The organism is Pseudomonas nunensis (assembly GCF_024296925.1).
Classification (GTDB): domain Bacteria; phylum Pseudomonadota; class Gammaproteobacteria; order Pseudomonadales; family Pseudomonadaceae; genus Aquipseudomonas; species Aquipseudomonas nunensis.
The window spans coordinates 6,282,363-6,304,515 of sequence record NZ_CP101125.1 but is presented as its reverse complement, the minus strand read 5'-3'; the positions used below and the strand labels follow the sequence as shown (position 1 = coordinate 6,304,515).

General features: G+C 61.0%; 19 protein-coding genes. 10 read left to right on the top strand and 9 right to left on the bottom strand.

Annotated elements, in window-relative coordinates:
* The first annotated feature begins 50 nt into the window (after positions 1 to 50).
* The 7 genes from folE2 to NK667_RS27685 are packed head-to-tail and all read left to right on the top strand — an operon-like array spanning position 51 to position 6,182.
* A complete protein-coding gene (folE2, locus tag NK667_RS27715) occupies positions 51 to 947 on the top strand; it encodes a GTP cyclohydrolase FolE2 (RefSeq protein WP_054617095.1) in 897 nt (298 codons plus the stop codon).
* Entirely contained in the window at positions 944 to 1,612 is a 669-nt protein-coding gene (locus tag NK667_RS27710) for a metal ABC transporter ATP-binding protein (RefSeq protein WP_054617096.1), read from the top strand. Before folE2 ends, NK667_RS27710 begins: the two co-directional genes overlap by 4 nt.
* Positions 1,612 to 2,478 (top strand): metal ABC transporter permease, encoded by an 867-nt coding sequence (locus NK667_RS27705; protein WP_054617097.1) that lies wholly within the window; start codon positions 1,612 to 1,614, stop codon positions 2,476 to 2,478. Before NK667_RS27710 ends, NK667_RS27705 begins: the two co-directional genes overlap by 1 nt.
* Before the next feature lie 11 nt (positions 2,479 to 2,489).
* A complete protein-coding gene (locus tag NK667_RS27700; RefSeq protein ID WP_054617098.1) occupies positions 2,490 to 3,365 on the top strand; it encodes a metal ABC transporter substrate-binding protein in 876 nt (291 codons plus the stop codon).
* Positions 3,362 to 3,922, top strand: coding sequence for a gamma carbonic anhydrase family protein (locus NK667_RS27695; RefSeq protein ID WP_054617099.1), 561 nt, complete (start codon positions 3,362 to 3,364; stop codon positions 3,920 to 3,922). Before NK667_RS27700 ends, NK667_RS27695 begins: the two co-directional genes overlap by 4 nt.
* Before the next feature lie 2 nt (positions 3,923 to 3,924).
* A complete protein-coding gene (locus NK667_RS27690) occupies positions 3,925 to 5,262 on the top strand; it encodes a dihydroorotase (RefSeq protein ID WP_054617100.1) in 1,338 nt (445 codons plus the stop codon).
* Between the two features lie 26 nt (positions 5,263 to 5,288).
* Positions 5,289 to 6,182 carry a His/Gly/Thr/Pro-type tRNA ligase C-terminal domain-containing protein gene (locus NK667_RS27685; protein ID WP_054617101.1) on the top strand — a complete coding sequence of 298 codons (894 nt, stop codon included), beginning with the start codon at positions 5,289 to 5,291 and terminating at the stop codon, positions 6,180 to 6,182.
* 75 nt (positions 6,183 to 6,257) lie between these two features.
* On the opposite strand, the gene NK667_RS27680 is transcribed toward NK667_RS27685, so the two are convergent.
* Positions 6,258 to 6,779 carry a DUF3617 domain-containing protein gene (locus tag NK667_RS27680; protein ID WP_054617102.1) on the bottom strand — a complete coding sequence of 174 codons (522 nt, stop codon included), beginning with the start codon at positions 6,777 to 6,779 and terminating at the stop codon, positions 6,258 to 6,260.
* Between the two features lie 131 nt (positions 6,780 to 6,910).
* Here NK667_RS27680 and cls point away from each other — a divergent pair, with 131 nt between their 5' ends.
* A complete protein-coding gene (cls, locus tag NK667_RS27675) occupies positions 6,911 to 8,350 on the top strand; it encodes a cardiolipin synthase (protein WP_054617103.1) in 1,440 nt (479 codons plus the stop codon).
* Here cls and cfaB read toward each other — a convergent pair.
* The 5 genes from cfaB to hflK (NK667_RS27650) all read right to left on the bottom strand — a co-directional run bounded on the left by cfaB (position 8,347) and on the right by hflK (NK667_RS27650) (position 15,698).
* Positions 8,347 to 9,531 (bottom strand): C17 cyclopropane fatty acid synthase CfaB, encoded by a 1,185-nt coding sequence (cfaB, locus tag NK667_RS27670; RefSeq protein ID WP_054617104.1) that lies wholly within the window; start codon positions 9,529 to 9,531, stop codon positions 8,347 to 8,349. The two genes, cls and cfaB, sit on opposite strands and share 4 nt — an antisense overlap.
* Positions 9,532 to 9,746: 215 nt before the next feature.
* Complete coding sequence (locus NK667_RS27665; RefSeq protein ID WP_054617105.1) at positions 9,747 to 11,657, bottom strand: heavy metal translocating P-type ATPase; 1,911 nt, start codon at positions 11,655 to 11,657, stop codon at positions 9,747 to 9,749.
* The gene (hflK, locus tag NK667_RS27660; RefSeq protein WP_054048228.1) at positions 11,654 to 12,700 is read right to left on the bottom strand and encodes a protease modulator HflK; all 1,047 of its coding nucleotides are present in this window, start codon (positions 12,698 to 12,700) and stop codon (positions 11,654 to 11,656) included. Before hflK (NK667_RS27660) ends, NK667_RS27665 begins: the two co-directional genes overlap by 4 nt.
* Positions 12,697 to 13,737, bottom strand: a complete 1,041-nt coding sequence (gene hflC / locus NK667_RS27655) for a protease modulator HflC (RefSeq protein WP_054048226.1) — start codon at positions 13,735 to 13,737, stop codon at positions 12,697 to 12,699. Before hflC ends, hflK (NK667_RS27660) begins: the two co-directional genes overlap by 4 nt.
* On the bottom strand, positions 13,734 to 15,698 hold the full coding sequence (gene hflK / locus NK667_RS27650; RefSeq protein WP_054617235.1) for a protease modulator HflK: 1,965 nt from the start codon (positions 15,696 to 15,698) through the stop codon (positions 13,734 to 13,736). Before hflK (NK667_RS27650) ends, hflC begins: the two co-directional genes overlap by 4 nt.
* Before the next feature lie 225 nt (positions 15,699 to 15,923).
* Here hflK (NK667_RS27650) and lpdA point away from each other — a divergent pair, with 225 nt between their 5' ends.
* On the top strand, positions 15,924 to 17,324 hold the full coding sequence (lpdA, locus tag NK667_RS27645) for a dihydrolipoyl dehydrogenase (RefSeq protein ID WP_054617106.1): 1,401 nt from the start codon (positions 15,924 to 15,926) through the stop codon (positions 17,322 to 17,324).
* A 128-nt stretch (positions 17,325 to 17,452) separates the two neighbouring features.
* On the opposite strand, the gene NK667_RS27640 is transcribed toward lpdA, so the two are convergent.
* Positions 17,453 to 17,926, bottom strand: a complete 474-nt coding sequence (locus tag NK667_RS27640; RefSeq protein WP_038980472.1) for an Lrp/AsnC family transcriptional regulator — start codon at positions 17,924 to 17,926, stop codon at positions 17,453 to 17,455.
* Positions 17,927 to 18,071: 145 nt separating this feature from the next.
* Here NK667_RS27640 and NK667_RS27635 point away from each other — a divergent pair, with 145 nt between their 5' ends.
* Positions 18,072 to 18,701 (top strand): LysE family translocator, encoded by a 630-nt coding sequence (locus NK667_RS27635; RefSeq protein ID WP_054617107.1) that lies wholly within the window; start codon positions 18,072 to 18,074, stop codon positions 18,699 to 18,701.
* 3 nt (positions 18,702 to 18,704) lie between these two features.
* Here NK667_RS27635 and NK667_RS27630 read toward each other — a convergent pair whose 3' ends face one another.
* Positions 18,705 to 20,846, bottom strand: a complete 2,142-nt coding sequence (locus NK667_RS27630; protein ID WP_054617108.1) for a hypothetical protein — start codon at positions 20,844 to 20,846, stop codon at positions 18,705 to 18,707.
* Positions 20,833 to 22,029 (bottom strand): DUF3142 domain-containing protein, encoded by a 1,197-nt coding sequence (locus tag NK667_RS27625; RefSeq protein WP_054617109.1) that lies wholly within the window; start codon positions 22,027 to 22,029, stop codon positions 20,833 to 20,835. Before NK667_RS27625 ends, NK667_RS27630 begins: the two co-directional genes overlap by 14 nt.
* Positions 22,030 to 22,153 lie beyond the last annotated feature (124 nt).

Sequence of the window (22,153 nt, the reverse complement as noted above, 5' to 3'; positions counted from 1 at the left end):
TTAGTGTAATAATATAACATGCCAAATCAACTCCCACGATGGACCTGCTCATGAATGCGCTGACTCTGCCGGATATCGCCGCGCAGGCCTCACGCCAAGCCCTGCCACTCGAGTGGGTGGGCATGTGCGGCATTGCTCTTCCTGTTTTATTCGATGGCCAACGACTGAGCGCCAAAGCCGATGCCGGTGTCAGCCTGGACGATGGCGAAGCGCGCGGCATTCACATGTCGCGGCTGTATCTGGCGCTGGAAGTGCTTGAACAGGAGAACCTCACACCAGGTTTACTACGCCGTGTTTTGCAGCGTTTTCTCGACAGCCACGAAGGATTGTGCTCCAGCGCTTACCTGAAAATTCACGTCGATTTACTGCTCAAACGACCGGCACTGGTCAGCCCATTGGCTGGCTGGAAAACCTATCCAGCGAGCATCGAAGCACGATTAAAAAACGATATGTTCCACGTGGAACTAAAAATCGACGTTGCTTATTCCTCGACGTGCCCGTGTTCCGCAGCGTTATCCCGTCAATTAATCCAACAGCAATTCGTCGATGACTTCGCCAACAAGCCGCTGCAACACGCCGATGTTTTAGCCTGGCTGGGTTCGACAAAAGGCATCGTCGCCACACCACACAGTCAACGCAGCACTGCGCAATTACAGTTGCACCTGGACGATTTTCTCGACGATCTGCCCTTGATCGCCGTCATCAACGACGCCGAAGCCGCCCTCGGCACAGCCGTGCAAACGGCGGTAAAACGCGCCGATGAACAAGCCTTCGCCTTGGCCAATGGTCAGAACCTGATGTTCTGCGAAGACGCCGCACGACGCTTGAACCTGGCCCTGAAACGCTCTCCCGGCATCAACGCTTTCCACATACGAGTCGTGCACGCCGAGAGCCTTCACGCTCACGACGCAGTCGCCGAAAGTCGCCACAACTGGGAGGCAAAATGATTCGCTGCCAATCCCTACGCTGGGGCGCACCCGGTCAACCCCTAACGCCAGCAGTGGATTTTGAATTGCCCGAGGGCAGTCTGACTGCGGTAATCGGCGCCAATGGCTCGGGCAAAAGCAGCCTGCTGAAAGTCATTGCCGGCCTGCAAAAACCGCTGGCCGGCAAAATCGTGCTGGACGTTCCACGCAAGGGCGGCCTCTCATTCCTGCCCCAGCAACAACATCTGGACCGACAATTCCCCATCAGTTTGCAAGAGTTGGTAGCCGCCGGATTCTGGGGCAGCAAGCAAACGCCTGAAGCCCGCAGCCAAAAACTCAAAGCCGTTCTGGATGATTGGTGTCTGTCAGGCTTGGAACACCGTCCGCTGATGGCGCTCTCCGGTGGCGAATTACAACGCGCGTTGCTTGCCCGCCTGAGCCTCGCCGAAGCGCCTTTGCTGTTGCTCGACGAACCCCACGCTGCCCTCGATGAACTCGGCCAGGAACTGCTGTGGAAACACATCCACGCCTGGCATGCCGAAGGTCGAACGCTGGTCGTCGTGTGCCATGACCTCGCCGCCGTGCGCCAACACATCCCACAAACCTTGCTGATCAAAAGCAGCGGCTGCACCCTCGGACCCAGCACCGAATTGATCCGCCAACAACCGCAATCGCAGGTGGCCTGATGATCGCCGCCGCACATCTTTGGCAACCGTTCCACGAGTTCGTCTTCATGCGCCGGGCATTGCTCGGCGGTCTGGTTCTGGCTTGCAGCACCGCACCCCTTGGCGTGTTTTTGATCCTGCGCCGCATGAGTCTGATCGGTGACGCCGTCGCTCACGGCATCTTGCCCGGCGCCGCGCTGGGCTTCTGGTTCGCCGGTCTGAGTCTTCCGGCACTGACCATCGGCGGCCTCAGCGCCGGCCTGAGCATGGCCGGACTCGCCGCATGGATCACCCGTCGCACTGGCCTGCGCGAAGACGCCAGCCTCGCCGCGATCTACCCGATCTCCCTCGCCAGTGGCGTGCTGATCCTCGGCATCGCCGGCAAACGCCTGGACTTATTACACCTGCTATTCGGCTCGGCATTGGCAGTCGATGGCCCCACCCTCACCGGCATGCTCTGGGTTTCCGGCTTCAGCCTGATCGCCATGGCCCTGATCTATAAACCGCTGTTGCTCGACACCCTCGACCCACTTTTCCTGCAAACCGTCAGCCGTCTCGGGCCGCTCGCTCACGGGGTGTTTCTGACCCTCGTGGTGCTGAATCTGGTGATCGGTTTCCAGGCCATCGGCGCGCTGATGGTGGTCGGTTTGATGATGTTGCCGGCGGCCGCTTCGCGATTCTGGAGCCGCCGCCTGCCGGTGCTGATGGCCATCGCCGCCGTACTCGGTTGCCTCTCGGTGTGGCTCGGTTTGTTGCTGTCGTTCTATTACTCGCTGCCCAGCGGTCCGGCCATCGTGCTGGTGGCTGGGGGTCTGTATCTGCTGTCCGTGGTGTTCGGTCCGGTGCACGGCTTGCTGCGCCGCCCGCCTTTGCTCACATCCCAATGAGGTGTTTCCCGATGCGCGCTTTACTCGTGCTGTTCAGTTTGATGCTGTCGATGTCGCTGTCTGCCGCAGAAAAACTCCAGGTGGTCACCAGTTTCAGCATCCTTGCCGACATGACCCATCAGGTCGGCGGCGAGCATATCCAGATCACCAACATGGTCGGCCCGGACGCCGACGCGCACACCTACGAGCCGACCCCGGACGATGCCAAAGCCTTGCTCAAGGCCAAGCTCATCATCAAGAACGGCCTCGGGTTTGAGCCATGGCTGGATCGCCTGGTAACCAGCACCGAAACCAAAGCGCCGGTGATCAGCGCCAGCCACGGCGTGATTCCGCGCTCGCTGGATGAAGACGGTGAAACCGTTCCCGACCCGCACGCCTGGCACAACCTGGCGAACACCGAGCTGTACATCGCCAACATCACCAAAGCGCTGATCGCTGCCGACCCAGCGAACAAGGCTGACTACGAACGCAACAGCCAGGCCTATCTGAAACAGATCTACGCCCTGCTCGCCGAAGCCAAGGCCAAGCTCGGTTCGCTGCCACCGGGCAACCGCAAGATCGTCACGTCGCATGACGCGTTCGGCTATCTGGGCCAGGCCTACGGCATCGACTTCATGGCCCCTCAAGGTCTGTCCACCGAGCGTGAACCCTCGGCCGCGGAAGTGGCGCAATTGATCACCCAGATTCGCCAGGCCAAGGTCAAAGCGGTGTTCATGGAAAACATCAAGGACGCCCGCCTGCTCAAGCAGATTGCCGATGAAAGCGGCGCGCACATTGGCGGCACGCTTTACTCCGATGCGCTCGCGGCAACCGGCCCGGCCAGCACCTTCGCCGGTCTGTTCGAATACAACCTCAACACCCTCTACAACGCGTTGAGCAAACCATGATCCGAAAGAATCCTTCAGGTGATCTGCCGGTGATTGCGGAGTCCGCTTACGTGGATAAGACCGCGATCATTTGCGGCAAAGTAGTGATCGGCGAGAACGTCTTCGTCGGTCCCTACGCGGTGATTCGTGCTGACGAAGTCGATGCCTCGGGCGCGATGGAGCCGATCACCATCGGCGCTAACTCGAACATTCAGGACGGTGTGGTGATCCATTCCAAGTCCGGCGCGGCGGTGACCATCGGCGAGTTCAGCTCCATCGCCCACCGCTCAATCGTGCATGGCCCCTGCACCGTCGGCGACCGGGTATTCATCGGCTTCAACAGCGTGCTGTTCAACTGCTCGGTCGGGAACGGCTGCGTGGTTCGGCACAATTCGGTAGTCGACGGCCGGGACTTGCCCGATGCCTTCTACGTGCCGTCCACTACACGTATTGGCCCAGGCACCGACCTGTCGCAGTTCCCGCCGGTAAGCATCAGCGCCTCGGAGTTTTCCGAGGACGTGGCGCGCACCAACGTCGATCTGGTGCGCGGCTACAAAGCCCTGCAGAACGAGTTCTGACCATGAGCAGCGTGCTGATTCGCAACGCCCGGTTGGTGAACGAAGGCCGTGTGTCTGACGGCGATCTGTTGGTCAGCAATGGCCGCATCGTCAAGATCGCCAGCAGCATCGAAGGCGAAATCGCGGACGTGGAAATCGATGCCCGGGGTCAATGGCTGTTGCCGGGCATGATCGATGACCAGGTGCATTTCCGTGATCCGGGTGCTCCGGACAAGGGCAGCTTCTACACCGAATCACGAGCGGCGGTGGCCGGCGGCATTACCAGTTTCATGGACATGCCCAACACCAATCCGGCCACCCTCACCCTCGACGCCTTGGCCGACAAAAAGCGCCGGGCGGCGATCAACTCGGTGGCCAACTACGGCTTTCACTTCGGCGTGAGCAACGACAATCTCGACACGGTTGCCGCGCTCAATCCTTGCGAAGTCGCCGGGGTGAAAGTGTTCATGGGCGCCTCCACCGGCAACATGCTGGTGGACGATCCGCGGATTCTCGAGCGGTTGTTTGCCGAAGTGCCGACGATCCTGTTGGCCCACTGCGAACACACGCCGAGCATCGACGCGAATGCCGCGACCCTTCGCGCGCTGTACGGCGAACAGATTCCTGCGGCGGCCCATCCGCTGATCCGCAATGCCGAGGCCTGCTTTCGCTCGTCATCAATGGCCGTGGAACTGGCCAAACGTCACGGCACTCGACTGCATGTTTTGCACCTGACGACGGCGGCGGAACTTGAGCTGTTCGACAACGAGCCACTGGCCCAGAAAAACATCACCGCCGAAGTCTGCCTGCATCATTTGCTGTTCGATGATCGCGACTATCCACGCCTGGGCAACCTGATCAAATGCAACCCGGCGATCAAGTTCCAGAGCGACCGTGATGCCTTGCGCCAAGCCTTGCTGAGCAATCGGCTGGATGTGATCGGCAGCGATCATGCGCCCCACACCTGGGCGGAAAAACAGCGGCCCTACAGTCAGGCGCCATCAGGTTTGCCGCTGGTGCAACACGCCCTCCCCGCGCTGTTGGAATTGGTCGCGGATGAAGTGCTGCCGATCACCACCCTCGTGGCCAAGACCAGTCACCGGGTCGCCGATTTGTTCGCGATTCCTGATCGTGGTTATCTGCGCGAAGGCTATTGGGCCGATCTGGTGCTGATCCAACCCGAGCCCGAAGGCGTCGCCGTTTCCCAGCAACCGATTCTCTCGCAGTGCGGCTGGACGCCCTTCGTCCACCATCGTTTTCGCCACAGCGTCAGCACCACACTGGTGTCGGGGCAAATTGCCTGGCACGCCAATCGTCTACATGACAGCTGCCAGGGTTTGCCCCTGCGCTTCATGCGCTAACGCTTCCATTCCCGAGACCAGTGACCATGATCCATATCACCCTGCCCGACGGCTCACTGCGCGAATACGATCAGCCACTTTCCGTGTATGAGCTGGCGGCGAGTATCGGGCCCGCGTTGGCCAAAGCGGCGGTAGCCGGTCGGGTGGACGGCGTGTTGGTGGACTGTGGATTCATGATCCACGGCGATGCCCGGGTCAGTATCGTCACGCCTCAGGAACCCGATGGCCTGGAGATCCTGCGCCGCTCCTGTGCGCTGATGCTGGCCATGGCAGTGAAGCAGCTGCATCCGAGTGTCCTGCTGTTGAAGGGCTCGGCACTCGGTGATGGCTTCTTCTATGAGTTTGCATTGCAACGGGCGTTAACCCTGGCGGACCTGACCCCGATTGAAGTGCGCATGCACATGCTCGCGGCGGGCAATCACTCGATCCGACAGCGGCCACTGTCTTCAACCGAACAGCATTCGGTGTACCGCATGGGCGACGGCGAATACTTGACCAAGGGCCCGCATGTGCCGGCCACCAGAGTGCTGCAAGCCTTCGCCCTGGATCACGTAGGCGGTACCTCGCTGCAACGAATCTACGGGACATGCTGGCCGAGCCAACACGAGCTGGAACATTGGCGCGCACCACCGCAAGTGATGGTGGTGAACATCGACGAGCGCCAGATTGCCTACACGCAATCAGTGACCGAGGAGCTGCGACGCAGCGGTGTGCGCGCTCATGTTGATCTGCGCAACGAGAAGATCGGCTACAAGATTCGCCTGCACAGCGAGCGCAGCGTGCCATATCTGTTGGTGGTCGGAGAGAAGGAAAAGCATGGCGGGTTCGTCAGCGTGCGCAGTTGCAGCGGGGAAGATTTCGGGCGCATGCGGATTGATGAGGTGTGTGGGTTTTTACACCCGAAGGATCTCGGCGTTTGAATGGACGCTTTCGCGGGCAAGCCTCGCTCCTACAGAGGGTGATATCTGTAGGAGCGAGGCTTGCCCGCGAAGCTTTTAAGCCCTCGGCTTAACGGTCCCGCAATCCTGACCCAGCCACACCGCACGGGTATCCAGGCTACCCTTCTGCTGAATGCCGGTAGCATTGAAGGTGCCGTTAACCTTGGTGGTGAACTCACGATCACTCAGGAACGTAGCAACACCCGCACCTTGCGCTTTCGGGCAGCTGAAGCGGAATTTCCACTGGTTCCCGGTACGGTCGGTGATTTCCTGCTTGCAGCCCGATTGCGGGTCCGTCAGCGGAATGTTGTCCGATGCAACCTGAGCCTGAGTCAGGCACGCACGGATCCCTTTGCCGCCCATGGTGATGCCCTGCTTCTCCAGCTGCGCGCGCTGTGCCGGGGTCATCTGGCCTTGCAACTGGCCGAGGATCAATTGCAGATCCGGCAGGTTCTGGTCATCGACTTTCATGTTGCTTGTGGTCAATTCCCACAGACCCGGTTGCAGCATCTGCGCCTGAGCAGCCACAGGAAGGGACAAACCAAGGGCCATGGCCAAACCCAGCAGACGAACGTTCATCGAGTAACTCCTGATCATTAGTGGCCGTTAGACGTCAGCCATGTGCTTCGGTTCATGGGCCAATTAAATAGCGACATTCTGCACGGAACATGGTCTTTTACGTATTGAATCTTCAGGAGCAAGGTTGCCCCATGGATTATTTTGGACCGCACATTTTCGGTTATCTGATCGCGCTATTGCACACGCTGGGCCTGATTGCCGCCATCCACGCCGTGTTGACCGTTCGAACCGCCCAAGGCTCGATTGCCTGGGCCCTGTCGCTGTTGTTCATTCCCTACCTGACGCTTATCCCTTATCTGGTCTTCGGCCGCAGCACCTTCGATGGTTACATCAAGGCGCGGCGCCAGGCCAACGAAGAAATGCGCAAGGCCATCTCCGAGCTGAACTGGCGGCCCTGGGTCGAAGAAGCCCTGACCGCCCGCGCATCCAGCGCCTACGCTTCATTAAGGGCGATGCCAAAACTGGGGCGCATGCCGTGCCTGGCGAACAACGAAGTGCACTTGCTGATCAACGGCACGGCGACCTTCGAAGCGATTTTCGACGCTATCAGCCACGCCAGGGAAGCAGTGCTGGTCCAGTTCTTTATCATCCACGACGACCGGCTCGGCCAACGCCTGCAAGCGCTGCTGCTGAAGAAAGCCGCCGAAGGCGTGGCGGTCTATTTACTTTACGACCGCATCGGCAGCCACTCGTTGCCCCATAGCTACGTGCAGCCGTTGCGCGACGCCGGTGTCGAGGTCAAAGCCTTCGCTACCCGTAGCGGCTGGCTCAACCGGTTCCAGGTCAACTTCCGTAACCACCGAAAGATCGTGGTGGTCGACGGCGTGCTGGGCTTCGTCGGCGGACACAACGTTGGCGACGAATACATGGGCGAGAAACCGCCCCTGGCGCCGTGGCGCGATACCCATGTTCAGGTGCGCGGGCCGGTGGTGGCCTGCATGCAGGAATCTTTCGCCGAGGACTGGTTCTGGGCCGCCCGTACGCTCCCGCCGCTGATCCTGCCGGACGTTTACCCAGACGACGGCGTGCTCTGCCAATTGCTCGCCAGCGGCCCGGCAGATTCCTACGAGACCTGTTCACTGTTCTTCGTCGAAGCCATTCACGCGGCGACGGAACGGGTGTGGATCACCAGCCCTTACTTCATACCGGACGAAGCGGTATTCGCCGCGTTGCGCCTGGCGGTACTGCGCGGTGTGGATGTGCGGCTTCTGCTGCCGTCGCGACCGGATCACCGAATCGTCTACGCCGCCTCCAGCCTTTACGCTTTCGAAGCCGTTCGCGCGGGCGTGCGCGTCTTCCGCTACGAACCGGGATTCCTGCATCAGAAAGTGGTGTTGATCGACAGCGAAATCAGCGCCATTGGCAGCGCCAATCTGGACAACCGTTCGTTCCGGCTGAATTTCGAAGTGATGTTGCTGACCGTCGACAGCGCGTTCGCCGCCGAAGTGGAACACATGCTTAACGATGACTTCGCCCAGGCCCACGAGATCGCCAAAGAAGAAAGCCGGGAGACCCACCGCCTGCAACAGATTGGCATGCGGGTCGCCCGGCTTATTTCACCGATCCTTTAAGGCGTGTAGATGTCGTCGCGAGTCCAGGGCAGTTCATGGCTGCCATCGGGATGGGCTTTCACCGCGAGGATCTGGTGCAGATTTATCCAGCCTTTGGCGAAGGCATAAGCGCAACCGGCCAGGTACAGCCGCCAGATCCGCAAAGCTTGCTGCGGTACCTCTTTGGCGGCGGCTTCCAGATTGTCTTCGAGGCGTTCGCTCCAGTGGTCGAGGGTGCGCGCATAGTGCAGACGCAGGCTCTCGACATCGACAATCTCCAGCCCTGCTTCGCTGATCTGCGCAGAGATCATCGACAGGTGTGGCAGCTCGCCGTTGGGGAACACGTACTTCTCGATGAAATCACCGGCACCGCGTCCTACGGGACGGCCATCGGTGTACTTGGCGGTGATCCCGTGGTTCATCACCAGGCCGCCCTCCTTCACCGCGCCGAACAGGATTTTGCAGTACTCGGCCAGGTTCGCGTGGCCGACGTGTTCGAACATGCCGACACTGACTACTTTGTCGAAACGCCCATCCTGAGGCAGATCGCGGTAGTCGAGCAGTTGCAGTTCAATCAGGTCTTCCAAGCCTTCCTCTTTAACCCGCTCACGGGCCAGGGCCAGTTGCTCTTTGCTCAGGGTAATGCCGAACACCTTCGCGCCGAACTCCCGTGCCGCGTAGCGCGCCAGTCCACCCCAGCCGCAACCGACATCCAGCAGATAGTCGCCCGGTTGCAGACGCAACTTGCGGCATAGATGACGGAATTTGGCTTGTTGGGCTTGCTCCAGCGTTTCGCTGCCGGTCTCGAAATAGGCGCAGGAATACGCCATGTCGCTGTCGAGCCACAGCTGATAAAACGCGTTGGAGAGGTCGTAGTGGTAGGAAATCGCTTTGGCGTCGGTTTCCTTGTCGTGGACAAGACGAACCGGCTGACTGTCGGCGTCACCCAGCAATGCCTGGCTCCACTCATCAACGACGCGGATCACATCGCTGATTGAGCCTTCCAGCTCAAGCTTGCCTTCGACAAACGCTGCCCCCAGTGCGTCCAGGCTTGGGTGGGTCAACTGACTGACCATTTGTGGGTCCTTGACCACAATAGTGACGCTGGGCGTCGGCCCCAGATTGAATTCATGGCCGTCCCAGAGTCGCAGGCGTAGCGGTAGCTGCAGATTCTGTAAGGCCGGTGGAAGTTGCGCGAGCATGGTTTATCCCCCTTGTTTCAGACGTCTGATGTGAGGGTAGACCATCTTAGAAAAATAGCTGGCTATCGATTTAATAGCGTTTTTCTATAACTCGCGGCGCTTCAACCAGCCGTCGTGAATCTGCAAACTGATGGCCTTCACCCTAGATGACTACGAAAAATGCATACAGTTCTAAAAAGTTGGTTTCGCCGTGATCTCCCCGGTTTAGAGCCGCTTCAGGCCTCGTCTTTCAACTTGAGCAAAGGCTCCTGAAACCGCAACAACCGGCCGGCGTTCCCCAACACCAGCAACGTGCTCAGGTTATGCAGCAACGCGGCAATCATCGCCCCCGCCGCGCCGAGCCAACCGAATGCCGCGAAGGCGACGATCGCCAGGGTCCAGCCCAGGCCGATGATCACGTTGACCTGCAATGTCTGGCGGCACTGGCGGCTCAACCGTACACACGTCCCGAGGCGGCGCAGGTCGCTGCCGATCAGCACGATGTCCGCTGATGCGAGCGCGATATCCGCCCCGCCAGCGCCCATCGCCACGCCGACAACACCGGCCTTCAGCGCGAGGGAATCGTTGATGCCGTCACCCACCACCATCGGCCGGAAGCCGCTACCGATTTCCGTCAGCACGCGATTGAGTTTGTCTTCGGGCAAGGCCTGGGCTTCGACGTCGCTGATACCGACGTCGCGAGCCAATGTGTGCGCGACACTTTGCCGATCACCCGTGAGCAATAACTGCCGACCCAAGCCCAGCTCACGCAATTCATTCAAGGCAAATCGGGCTTCTGGTTTGACGGTGTCCGCCAGCAACAGCCAGGCGAGAAACTCACCGTTCAGCGCCAGCCCGGCAATCGGTCCGTCGTGTTCTGGAACGGCCGAAGTAGCGATGCCCAACTGCGCGAACAATTCCGGGCGACCGAGCGCTGCCTCGCCCTGCTCCGTCATCGCCACCACGCCCAGACCCTGGCGTTCGTGGATGTCGGAGAGCCGCAGAAAATGTTCCTGAGTCACCAGGCTCGCCAACGCGCGACTGACCGGATGACTGCTTGCAGAACCAAGACTGGCGGCCAGTTTCAGCACATGGCTACGGTCCTCCAACGGACTGTCGATGGATTGCAGGCGCAAGGTGCCGAAGGTCAGCGTCCCGGTTTTATCTACCACCAGCGACGTCAGGTCCGCCAGTTCTTCGAGAAACGCCGAGCTGCGAATCAGAATCCCGTGACGTGCCGCTACCGCGACTCCAGCAATCGCCGTGGCCGGTGCCGACAGCACCAATGCACACGGACACGCCGCCACCAACACCGCCAACATTGCCTGGGCGTCGTTTGTGATGAACCAGGTTACGGCGGCGAGCAGCAACACCAGCACCATGTAGCTGCCGGCGTAACGCTCCAGCAATCGGGTGATCGGCGGTTTGGAACGCTCAGCGCTTTGCATCAGCGCGATGACTTTGCCGAGGGTCGATTCGTTGCCGGTGCGGGTCACTTCAATGCGCAGCAGGCCATCGAGGTTGATCGCGCCACCGAACACGCTCATGCCAACCACTGCTTCCAGCGGCACCGACTCGCCGGTAATCGATGCAGTGTCGAGGCTCGCCTGGCCGGACAATACCCGACCATCCGCCGGCACTCGGTCACCGGCACGCACTTCCACAATGTCGCCTGACTTGAGCGTGCCGTTGTCGACTTCAATCACAGTGCCGTCAGCCTGGACCTTGCGCGCATGGCTGCGGGTCAGTTTGCCGAGGGCATGAATCGCCTCTTGCGAGCCGATCACGCTGCGCTCTTCCAGTACGTGGCCGAAGATCATGATGATCGGCAGCAACGCTGCAGTGAGCAGATCACCCGTGGCCCAGGCACCGAGCATCGCCAGGGCAATCAGTTGATCGGTGATCCCGTGCAAGCTCGGATAGCGCAAGCTGTACCAGGCCGATCGCATCACCGGCACGGCGACCAGCAGCGAGGCGAAACCCAGCAGCAACTGACTGACTCCGGTCTGCTCCGGCGATACCCAACGCCAGATCAGGCCGAGACCCAGCAAGCCCAGAGCGAGCATCGCCAAAGTCAGTTGGCGCGCGGCGCTACGTTGCTCGGCCGAGGACAACATGCTCGGTGCGGCGGCGGTTTGGGCAGTCATTGTGCAGCTCCCTGAATGATCAGGCGGGAATCGTCTTTCGGATCGACCGTGGTCACCGAACCAGCCTGCCCGAGAATCTTCGGCATGCGCTCACGGTAAATCCGCAGCAGCATTTGCGGATCGGTCGCCTTGGCCAGGCTCAAAACCGTTGCCGTATCTGCCGAAGCTTTGGCCAGTCGTTCGCTGGCTTGAGCGTGGGCGACCTGCACGGTTCGGTCGGCTTGTTCGTTGGCGGTCTGGGTGAGTTTCTCGGCTTCGGTGCGCGCATTGGCCACGGCTTTGTCGGCTTGCTGGCTGGCGGTCAGAACCGCGTTGAACGCGTTCACCGCCGGGCCGGGCAGGCTCGATTGCACATCCACCCGGGCGACTTCAATGCCAATCCCCTGCCCCGTTGCGGTCAGTTCGGCCAGGCGTTGATTGATGCCTTGCACCAGATCACCGCGCAAGCGTTCACGACGTTCGGCGGCTTTGTTGTCAGCGCCGATCAGCTCAGGTCGGGCCACCAGAATCGTGTCCAGATCCCGCGCGGCGGTGAGCGCCAATGCGCTGCGGGTGACCAACCGATCCAGTGCCGGCAGTACATGTTCACCTTGAAGGACGAAGGCATACGGCTCGGTGACTTTGTAAAACACCCGCACATCCAGTTGCACCACACCGGCATCACCGGTCAGCAAATAACCGGAGCCGGCGAGCGCATCACTGAGCGGCGTGGCAAAGGTCGCCACTCGATCCGCTTGCAATGCCACATCGCTGCGCAGCAAATTTTCCACTCGGCGTTCGATCACCCGATCCGCCGCCGGCAACAAAATCACCTGCTCGAACGGGCGCGGCCAAGCCAACAACAGGCCAGCATTCTGGATGCGATCCAGCGCGCCAAAGTGCAAAACCACAGCACGGTTTTGCGGATCAATCTGCCGCACGTTGGAGAACGCCCAAGCCAAAGCAGCCAGCACCGTGACGGCGTAAAGCGCCAGAAAAGCCAAGCGCCCAGCCTGAATCCAGGGACTGCTTAACTCATTTGTTCCACGTGGAACTAATTTCATGGCTGAGACCCGGACTTGTTTTCGAGGCTCGGCGGACCGTCAACCAACACGCGGAATGGCGCCGCGTCGGTGCGCAAAATCAGTTTGGTGCCCGGTGAAACAATCGTGCCCAAGGTGTCGAGCGAGCGCAGCAAGTTATACAACTGCGGCGATCCGGCGTAGGCGCGGCCGTAAATCTGCGCGGCCTCGACTCGGGATTGCGCCTCAATGTCGGCAGCTTTCACCGTGGCATCGGCCTGAACGATGCGCGCGTCACGCTCGGCGGCAGAGCGGATTTGCGCGGCTTCGCGTTTGCCGATCGCCGTGCGTTCGGTGGCAATTGTTTCACGCTCGGCGCGCATGCGATCAACGGTGGCGGTGAGCGTCACCGACGGCAGCGTCAGTCGTTCAATGCCGACTTGCAGCACGCGCACGCCATACGTGGTGAGCAACTGCTGATCGATCTGCTGACGCAACTGCGCTTCGAAATCGGCGATGTGCACTTGGTTAGCGTCGGTGTTCACCAGGTTGGCCAGATCAAAACTGCTGGCGGTGGTTTCGAGGGCCGAGCCAACGAACGTGCGAATCTGCCGCGCCGCTTCATCCGGCTGGTTCTGCACGGCGCGCATAAAGCGCTGCACGTTGTCCGGATCACCCTGCACCTGCCACGCCACGTAAGCCTGAACGATGATGCGCAAACCGTCCCGCGTGCCGACATCCTGCAAACCGCTGGAGGTCGTTCGCAAGCGCAGATCCACCGGAATCGCCGCTTCGAATGGCGCCGGCCAACGCCAGCCCAGACCCGGTTCGAGCAACACCCGCGACGGATTGCCGAAACGGGTAATCACCGTCGCCTCCCCCGAGCGCACTTGCACCAGGCTCGCGGCAGCGATGGCGAACGCCACCAGCAACGCCGCCCAGCCCATGCGACGCCACGGGAATGGACCGGCCTCTTCGGGAGCACCGTGGTGATGATGGTGATGCCCGTGGTGATGCCCGCCGTGGCCGTGATCGTGGCCAGTGTGGTCATCGTGATCGTGAGTATGCGACTGGCTCAATGGGTGGCTCCTGGCTGAGCGGTGTTACGCGGCGACGCAGGGTCAGCCGGCAGCGTAAATGTACGGAGGTCGATGGTCGGCGCGTTGCTGCTGCCGCCCAGGCGATGATCGAGAACCAATAGCTTGGCGTTGGCCAGGCCTTGGGTCAGCTGACTGAAATACTGTTCCAGCACAAAGGCCTGACCGGCACTGGCGTAGGCTTTGCGCTCGGCGCTGAAACGCAAGTCCGAAGCTTGCGCCGTCGCGTTGATTTCACGGGCATTGGCGGTGGCTTGATCGCGGGCGATGCTGGCCTGCAACTGCGCCTGGTTGGTCGCCTCTGCTGCCGCGCCGCGCTCGCGGGAGATCAATGCCTGGGCGCCAATCTGCGCGGCTTGTACAGCGTGATAAGCATTGGCGGCACCGGCCGGAGGGTGAATCGCCTCAACCACGGTCGCGAGAATTTCCACGCCGCTGCCGAGTTTTTGCAGGTCGTCCTGCACTGCCCGACCGATTTCTTCGCCCAGCCCTACCCGGTCTTCACCGAGTAAACCGTCGAGGGTGCGCGAGGCAAAATCGTGCACCAGAATCCGGCTGGCGGTGCTGCGAATCAGCGTCGGCACATCGGCACTGTTGTAGGTCGCGGCCAGCGCGTCTTTGTCGCTCAGGCCAATGCGATAGACAAAACGCACGTCCATGTTGACGATCTGGAAGCTCTGCTTGTCCGCACGGCTGCTGGCGATAACTTGGGATTTATCGTTCACATGGCTGGCGTCCCACAAGCGATTGGCAATCGCCGGGGCCGGCCCTTCAGCAGGTTCGGCGACCACAGGAGCCGAAGCTTCGCCGACGCTGGTGGCCAGCTCGTGCACCACTCCGTTCTCGACGCTCAACACCCGACCCAACGGCCACGGCAAACCTGCGTGCAAACCAGGGCCGAAGACCTCCACCGGTTTGCCAAATCGTTCGTAGATGCCACGCCCTTGCAACGGGATTTCGTGAATGCCGGTCAGCGACCAACCGACAATAGCCACCACCGCCAATACCGGAAAAAATGCCCGGCGCATGTAGGTGAAGGCCCAGATTTGCCGCAGGTCGATGCCGAAGCGGTTGTGCAATTCGTGCTGCAACGCCAGCAACGGTTGTGGCGGCCAGCGCAGCATATCGGCGACGAAGCTGCGCGCCAGCAGCGAGGGTTCAATGTTTTCACGCTGCGGACTGAACAGCGACAGCGCCGCGCGCAACAGCAGCTCAACGGCCACCAGACCCGGCAGCAAGCCGATCAACACCGCCAGACGCACGGGCCAGACCGAGGTGTCATTGCCGAACAACAGACACAGCGCACTCAGTACCAGACAAATAATCGCGACACGGGTCAGCTGTGCCAACGAACCGGCTTCGGGCCATTCGGCAGCATTTTCCTGCGCCAGTTGCCGTTCCAGCACCAGCAAACCGAAGGCCAGCAGCAATGACAGCGCAGCGCCGACACTGGCGGACAAGCCCAGCATGGCGGGCGTCAGAGCCAGATTCCAGATTTGCTCGATGCTGAACAACGTCAACACTGCCCAGCCGATCAGCCAGAATGTTGAGGCACCAATCTGCGCCAGCAGATGCACCCAGCGCTGACTAATGCGATCCAGCAAGCGCTCGTACCAACCCACCGGTGCGACAGCGTCTTCCTCGACGATAACCGGCACCGACACAATCGGGCTCATCGCCCGCGCACGCCATTCGGTTACCCACCAGGCCGATTGCAGACCGGCGACCAGCACCAGCAACCCGGCGCTCTGGTTGACCAGCAGCGCGCCCCACAACGACTGCGGCGCAAACAGCGCGACAAAAAACGCCAGCACCAGCCCCACCGCTGCCACGGCACTCAAGCCAATCGCGTACTGACGCAATCGCCGCCCGTGAAAAAGCGCCTGCTGAAAGCGCGGCAACCCGGCTACTTGCGTTCCATCGACATCAAGATCGACTTGCATACCACCCCAGTGTTTATCGTTGCTGACGTCGAACCCCGTCACATCTCGTTACCTTATAACGATAGTGGTGAAATTTCCGTTCTAAATAGCTGTATCTAAAGGTGCGCAACCTGTCGCTTAGCTGAAGCCTTGACCGAAATGCTTTGGAGCGCACATATTACGTTCGTAATTTTTACCAGCGGCTAGGTTTACCGATCCAGCCTCTTTCAATCCAGGAGTACATCCATGAGCACTTATGACGTCGTGATTCTGGGCGGAGGCCCGGGTGGGTACAACGCAGCGATCCGCGCCGGCCAACTGGGCCTCAAAGCCGCTTGCGTCGAAGGCCGCTCCACCCTCGGCGGCACCTGCCTGAATGTCGGCTGCATGCCGTCCAAGGCGTTGCTGCACGCCTCCGAACTCTACGACGCGGCCATGGGTGCGGAATTCGCCAACCTGGGGATCGAGGTCAAACCAACGCTTAACCTCGCGCAAATGATGAAGCAGAAGGATGAAAGCGTTTCCGGGCTGACCAAAGGCATCGAGTTTCTGTTTCGCAAAAACAAAGTCGACTGGATCAAGGGCTGGGGCCATATCGACGGGCCGGGCAAGGTCACCGTGACCGACAGCGCGGGCAGCAAGACCGAGCTGAGCGCCAAGGACATCATCATCGCCACCGGCTCCGAGCCCACTCCCCTGCCCGGCGTAGACATCGATAACAAGCGCATCCTCGACTCCACGGGCGCACTATCCCTGGCCGAAGTGCCGAAGCACCTGGTGGTGATCGGCGCCGGAGTGATCGGCCTGGAGCTGGGTTCGGTCTGGCGGCGCCTGGGCGCTCAGGTGACGGTGGTCGAATTTCTCGACCGGATCTGCCCCGGTGTTGACGGCGAGGCCGGCAAAACCTTGCAACGCTCTCTGACCAAGCAAGGCATCAGCTTCAAGTTGAGTTCGAAAGTTACCAGCGCCACCACCTCGGCCAACGGCGTGCAGCTCAGCGTGGAACCCGCCGCCGGTGGCACCGCCGAATTGCTCGAAGCCGATTATGTGCTGGTGGCCATCGGGCGCCGGCCTTACACCCAAGGGCTGGGACTGGAGAACGTCGGCCTCGCCACGGATAAACGCGGCATGCTCGCCAACAAAGGGCACCGCACCGAAGCGGCGGGCGTCTGGGTGATTGGCGATGTTACCTCCGGGCCGATGCTCGCGCACAAGGCTGAAGACGAAGCCATGGCCTGCGTCGAGCAGATCGTCGGCAAGGCCGGCGAGGTCAATTACGACCTGATTCCCAACGTGATCTACACCCGACCGGAGCTGGCCAGCGTCGGCAAGACCGAAGAACAGCTCAAGGCCGAGGGCCGTGCCTACAAAGTCGGCAAATTCCCGTTCACCGCCAACAGCCGGGCGAAGATCAACCACGAGACCGAAGGCTTCGCCAAAGTGCTTGCCGATGAGCGCACCGACGAAATCCTCGGCGTGCATCTGGTCGGTCCGAGTGTCAGTGAAATGATTGGCGAATATTGCGTGGCCATGGAGTTCAGCGCCTCGGCCGAGGACATCGCGCTGACCTGCCATCCGCATCCGACCCGGTCGGAGGCGTTGCGCCAGGCGGCGATGAATGTGGAGGGGATGGCGACGCAGATGTAGCTGGTAGTCTCATAGAGATAGGGCGCCAGTTCGGCCGCTTTCGCGAGCAAGCCCGCTCCCACATGGGTTTTGTGCATGCCACAGATCCAATGTGGGAGCGGGCTTGCTCGCGAAGCAGGCGACGCGGTCTAAAGCGGCAAATGCTCCAGAGGCAACGCCCCCGGCGTCTTCACCGTGTGAATCGCAAAGTTGCTGCGGATATCACTCACCCCCGGCAATTTCAGCAGTCGCCCGGTCAGAAACCGGTCATAAGCGCGCAGATCCGGCACCACCACTTGCAACAGGAAATCCGACTCCCCGGACACCAGGAACGCCGAAATCACCTCGGGCAACGCCGTCACCGCCAGACGAAATGCCTCGGCTTGTTCATCGTTATGGCGTTCAACCTTGACCCCGACAAACACCGTCAACCCCAACCCCACTTCGTCCCGGTCGAGGTTGGCCTGGTAGCCGCGAATTACCCCCGCCTCTTCGAGCATCCGCACCCGGCGCAAACACGGCGACGCCGACAATCCGATCTCGTCAGCCAGTTGCACATTGCTCAGGCGACCGTCCCGTTGCAGGGCGGCGAGAATCTTGCGGTCGTAGGCGTCCAGTTTCATGGCTTGGCAGATCCTGATGGTGTTCACGTCATAACGTGGCAGGTTATGCCAATCCAGAAGGTTTTAGAAGTGAACTACGCAAGCACCTGCCCTGCCCTCCGAGCCTAGACTGCCCTTACCAAATCGACAACGAACGGGGTGCAACATGGCAGGTCTCTGGCTGTTTTTCATGGCGCTGGCGGTGGTGTATCTGTTGCCCGGCCCGGACATGATCCTGCTGCTGCAAACCGGCGCCCGTCAGGGCAAAGGCGCGGCGCTGGCCACGGCGATTGGCCTCGGGATCGCAAGGGGTTGTCATGTGGCGTTGGCGGCGTTGGGGCTGGCGGCGTTGTTCAAGGCAGCGCCCTGGACCTTCGACGTGGTGCGTCTGGCCGGGGCCGCGTACTTGTTGTGGATCGGCATTCAGTGCCTGCGCACCACGATGCTGCCGAACCTGAATGGCACCGGCGCAACGCTGGAAAAACCGCGCTGGCGCGAGTCGATCCAGCGCGGTTTGCTGACCAACCTGCTTAACCCCAAGGCATTGCTGTTCTGCTCGGTGTTGCTGCCGCAGTTCATCAATCCTCAGGCCGGCCCGGTACTCGCACAATTCGCCATCCTTGGCGTGACGCTGGTCGGCGTCGGTTTGCTGTTCGACAGCGCCTACGCACTGGTCGGTGCCGCGCTCGGCCGTTGGCTGCAACGCAGTCCATCGGCCCAACGCGTACAGCAATGGCTGTTTGGCAGCCTGTTGATCGGTTTCGCCCTGCGGCTGACCTTCGTTCAACAGGCGTGAGCCTTACTGGTTTTGGCGACGACGCCGGCGATTGATCAGCAACAGGGCCGCCGCCGTCACCAGCAACACCCCAGCAATTTGCAGCGCCCGTTTGTACGGTCGCAATGTCGAACGCAGGCTGTCCATGAACTGAGTCACGTAGCGTTTGTCGGTGTTCTGGAAGTCCGGTTCCTGGCATTGATGACCGAAATCACCGGCCCAGATCACATACGGACCCTGCTCGATATAGCGTTGATACAGCGCGCTTTGCTCTTCCAGACTGGTGCCCCAGTTGGACGCCTTGCACAGCACCGCCGCAAACGCCTGACTGCTGTGGGGCAGATGATCAGCGGCTTTGCTGGCCAGGGCCGTCGCGACATAGCGGTAATGGAAGCGCTCATCCGGTTTCGCCAGCGTGGCCTGCTGGCGCTGCACCTCGCCCTCGGCGATCAACGGGCCGACCTTGAGCTCGGGAATCTCCAGGCTGTAATTGCCATCGAAAGTCGCGTAATCCGGGGACATCTCGTAGCCCAACAGCTCCATCCCGTCGTGGCGAGCCGTGTTCGCGGCCTGGTAGTAAGCGAACGCCCGGCGGGTCGGCCACCATTTGGATTCGGCTTCCTGACGCATCTGCCCGTAAAACCTGGCCTTCGCTTGCAGATCGGCATTATCGAAGTAACCGGTCGCCTCGTCGTAGCGCTCTTCGCGCAACAACCGCCGCCCGAGCAAATCGCGCAGCTTTGCCGCCACCGGCAACGGCACATAGTTGTCGCGATCCTGCTGAGTCAGCGGTGGTACTGCCGGCACTTGGGTGTCGACGTAATGCTTGAGTTCATCAACGGTCAGCACCCGCTCGGCGACCGTGGCCGCGTCGAGCCAGTACACGCCCTGGCTGCGATAGAGCTGATCGAAAGCCTGCAAATATTCACCGCGTTGCAGAGCGAGGATCGCGCTTTCACCCTCGACCCGGCAATTGGGCTTAACGACTACATCGTTGTAGTCCCATTCCGGGATGCGTGCCTCACCCCAGGCTTCACTTTGCGGGAACGCCTGGGCCGCTTTCGCATAGGCTGCGGCGGCAGCGGTTTTGTCGCCCTCGCGCAGCGCCAGTTTGGCGCGTATCCACCAGGCCAGGCCGCCGTCGCCCGCGTGTTCGACAAAGGCCTTGGCGCTGGCGTAGTCGCCCTGTTGATAATTCACCGCCGCCAGCCGATCGGCGTTATCCAGGCTGCCGCGGGTGCTGTTTTGCAGCAGCGCGATCAGTTTTTTCTCGCCCGGCGGTTGTTCACCAAATGACCAGCCGACGCGGCTGATCAGAGAGGCCGTGACCAATTGCTGCACCGTTTTGCCCTTAAGCAACACGGCCAATTGATCATCGGGCAGCGCCGTGAGTTCGGTCATCAACTGCTTGAGCGAGGAGTAACCCACCGGCGAACCGTGAATGGTTTGCGTGGCGTAGAGCTCAATCGCGCGGTTCCAGTCGCCCGCCGTACGAACCACCCGGGCCTCTTCACCGAGGCTGGCGATGCCCAGCTCCAGCGGGTCGCTGAAGCCGTCGATGCTCAATTGGCGGGTCTGCTCGAAAGCTTTCTGCGACTGGGCCAACAGATCCGGCCCGGCGCCCGCCTCCGCGCTCATTTCATACAGCGCCCGACCCAATGAATACGCCGCCCAGGTGCTGCGCAACGGTCGTTGACTGGCCGGCAACGCCAGGACTTTCTGGAAGTATTCAGCGGCGAGCTGATGATCCTCGGCGTTAAACGCTACGGCGCCCGCCAGGTACAGCCGCAGATCAACCGGCAGGCTCGCACCCTCGATCTCCACCTGATGAGCATCGGTCAATGTGCGCAGTTGCTTGACCAGCGCTTGCTGTTCAGCAGTCAAACCGGCCTGTTCAGCCTTGTCACGTTGATCGGTGTAAGACGGCTCATCGCCGTAGCCGTCGCCCGGGGTATTGGTCGCCACCGTGGCATTCTTCAACCCGGCGATGGCGTGCCCGAGGCGACTGACCTCGAAGCGGAAATTGCCTTCCGGCAGCTCCGCGAGTGACTGCGCCCGGTCATCCAGCAGGCGCATCGGAAAGTCCGGCCCACAGGCCAACGCCGAACCCAGTGGAAAACTGAGGCTCAGGCAGAGCAAGTGGCGTGGCCAGTTACGGGTGAACATTCGAACCTCCTTGATCAATATGTGTACAACGGGCCCAACCGATGGCGCGCTGTCCGCCGGCTGGCATTCGACCGTCGCGCAGGCGGGTGAAGGTAAGCAGATCCGGGCTTTGTTGCAACGCATAACCGGCCAGGGCATCGGCGCCGTCACACCCTTGCACCGCCAGCGTCAGGCGCTCGGGCCAGGCGCTGTCGAGATTGCCCTGGTTGGTGACCGCGATGTCATAGAGGCCGTTTTGTTCGGAGAGTTGCAGACTCGGATGACTTCTTAACGCATCACCGCGAGCCACGGCGCCCAACGTCGTCAGGCTCCAGGCGCGACGGTCGCCGGCCAGCGGCAGGCGGAACCAGATCAATCCGGCCAGATGGGCCGGTGGATGCTGACGCAACTCGCTGCCGAGCGTGCTCAATTGCTGTGGATCGGCGAGTAATTCTCGGCGCTTGCCTGCGCGCTCGATGCTCACTTCGCTTTCAACCACCGGCGCACCGCCCGTCTCTGGCAACAACGCCACGCCATAGGCCGGCAGTGCCAGATAGAAGGGTTTGGTGGTGATCCGGCTCCAGGCCTTGGCCCACTGCTTGGCCTGGTCCGGATCGAACAAGCCAAGGCGCGGATCACTGACTGCGTGCACCTGCAACACGCTGCTATCGACCGTCGCCAACAACCCGGGCAATTCAGGGCTGTCGAGCCAGGCAGGCAATGCAGTGATGCTCAGCGGCAACGTCGCCGGCAACACGCTGCGCAACTGCGTGAGAAACGTCCGATAAGCCGGTAGTCGAGCGTTGCCGGCATCGTGATCGATTTCCACTCCAGCCAGGGTCAAGCCTTGGGTTTGCCAATCGCCGAGCACTTGCTGGATCTGCGTAATGACCTCGTCCTGATCCAGCGTCTTGAGCTGGCCATCCAGACGAATCACTGCAATCAGCGGCCGGCCATCGTGCCTGAGCAACAGCGGATCAATCCGCGCCCGGCGCCAGCCGTCCTGGGGAAATGCCTGCAAGGCCAGCACGCGCAAGGTCGAGAAATCGGCGCGGCTGTCCCGCAGCGCGGCTTCATGGGCCGGGGTCCATTGCCGTTGCCAGACGTAGAGTTGTTGGTCGAGTGGTGGTGCGTCGGGTTGATTGCAGCCGTTGAGCACGGTCAACGCGGCAAACAGTGCCAACAGGCGAAAAAAGAACGGCATGACATCCCTGACCCTACAAACACAGGCCTACAGCGTACACAAAACCCTGTGGGAGCGGGCTTGCTCGCGAATGCGGTGTGTCAGGCAACATTTACGGTGACTGATACTCCCTCTTCGCGAGCAA

Excerpts from the sequence above, each read along its gene's own strand:
- folE2 (WP_054617095.1), top strand. The coding sequence starts at position 51 with ATGAATGCGCTGACTCTGCCGGATATCGCCGCGCAGGCCTCACGCCAA.
- NK667_RS27710 (WP_054617096.1), top strand. The coding sequence starts at position 944 with ATGATTCGCTGCCAATCCCTACGCTGGGGCGCACCCGGTCAACCCCTA.
- NK667_RS27705 (WP_054617097.1), top strand. The coding sequence starts at position 1,612 with ATGATCGCCGCCGCACATCTTTGGCAACCGTTCCACGAGTTCGTCTTC.
- NK667_RS27700 (WP_054617098.1), top strand. The coding sequence starts at position 2,490 with ATGCGCGCTTTACTCGTGCTGTTCAGTTTGATGCTGTCGATGTCGCTG.
- NK667_RS27695 (WP_054617099.1), top strand. The coding sequence starts at position 3,362 with ATGATCCGAAAGAATCCTTCAGGTGATCTGCCGGTGATTGCGGAGTCC.
- NK667_RS27690 (WP_054617100.1), top strand. The coding sequence starts at position 3,925 with ATGAGCAGCGTGCTGATTCGCAACGCCCGGTTGGTGAACGAAGGCCGT.
- NK667_RS27685 (WP_054617101.1), top strand. The coding sequence starts at position 5,289 with ATGATCCATATCACCCTGCCCGACGGCTCACTGCGCGAATACGATCAG.
- NK667_RS27680 (WP_054617102.1), bottom strand. The coding sequence starts at position 6,779 with ATGAACGTTCGTCTGCTGGGTTTGGCCATGGCCCTTGGTTTGTCCCTT.
- cls (WP_054617103.1), top strand. The coding sequence starts at position 6,911 with ATGGATTATTTTGGACCGCACATTTTCGGTTATCTGATCGCGCTATTG.
- cfaB (WP_054617104.1), bottom strand. The coding sequence starts at position 9,531 with ATGCTCGCGCAACTTCCACCGGCCTTACAGAATCTGCAGCTACCGCTA.
- NK667_RS27665 (WP_054617105.1), bottom strand. The coding sequence starts at position 11,657 with ATGACTGCCCAAACCGCCGCCGCACCGAGCATGTTGTCCTCGGCCGAG.
- hflK (WP_054048228.1), bottom strand. The coding sequence starts at position 12,700 with ATGAAATTAGTTCCACGTGGAACAAATGAGTTAAGCAGTCCCTGGATT.
- hflK (WP_054617235.1), bottom strand. The coding sequence starts at position 15,698 with ATGCAAGTCGATCTTGATGTCGATGGAACGCAAGTAGCCGGGTTGCCG.
- lpdA (WP_054617106.1), top strand. The coding sequence starts at position 15,924 with ATGAGCACTTATGACGTCGTGATTCTGGGCGGAGGCCCGGGTGGGTAC.
- NK667_RS27640 (WP_038980472.1), bottom strand. The coding sequence starts at position 17,926 with ATGAAACTGGACGCCTACGACCGCAAGATTCTCGCCGCCCTGCAACGG.
- NK667_RS27635 (WP_054617107.1), top strand. The coding sequence starts at position 18,072 with ATGGCAGGTCTCTGGCTGTTTTTCATGGCGCTGGCGGTGGTGTATCTG.
- NK667_RS27630 (WP_054617108.1), bottom strand. The coding sequence starts at position 20,846 with ATGTTCACCCGTAACTGGCCACGCCACTTGCTCTGCCTGAGCCTCAGT.
- NK667_RS27625 (WP_054617109.1), bottom strand. The coding sequence starts at position 22,029 with ATGCCGTTCTTTTTTCGCCTGTTGGCACTGTTTGCCGCGTTGACCGTG.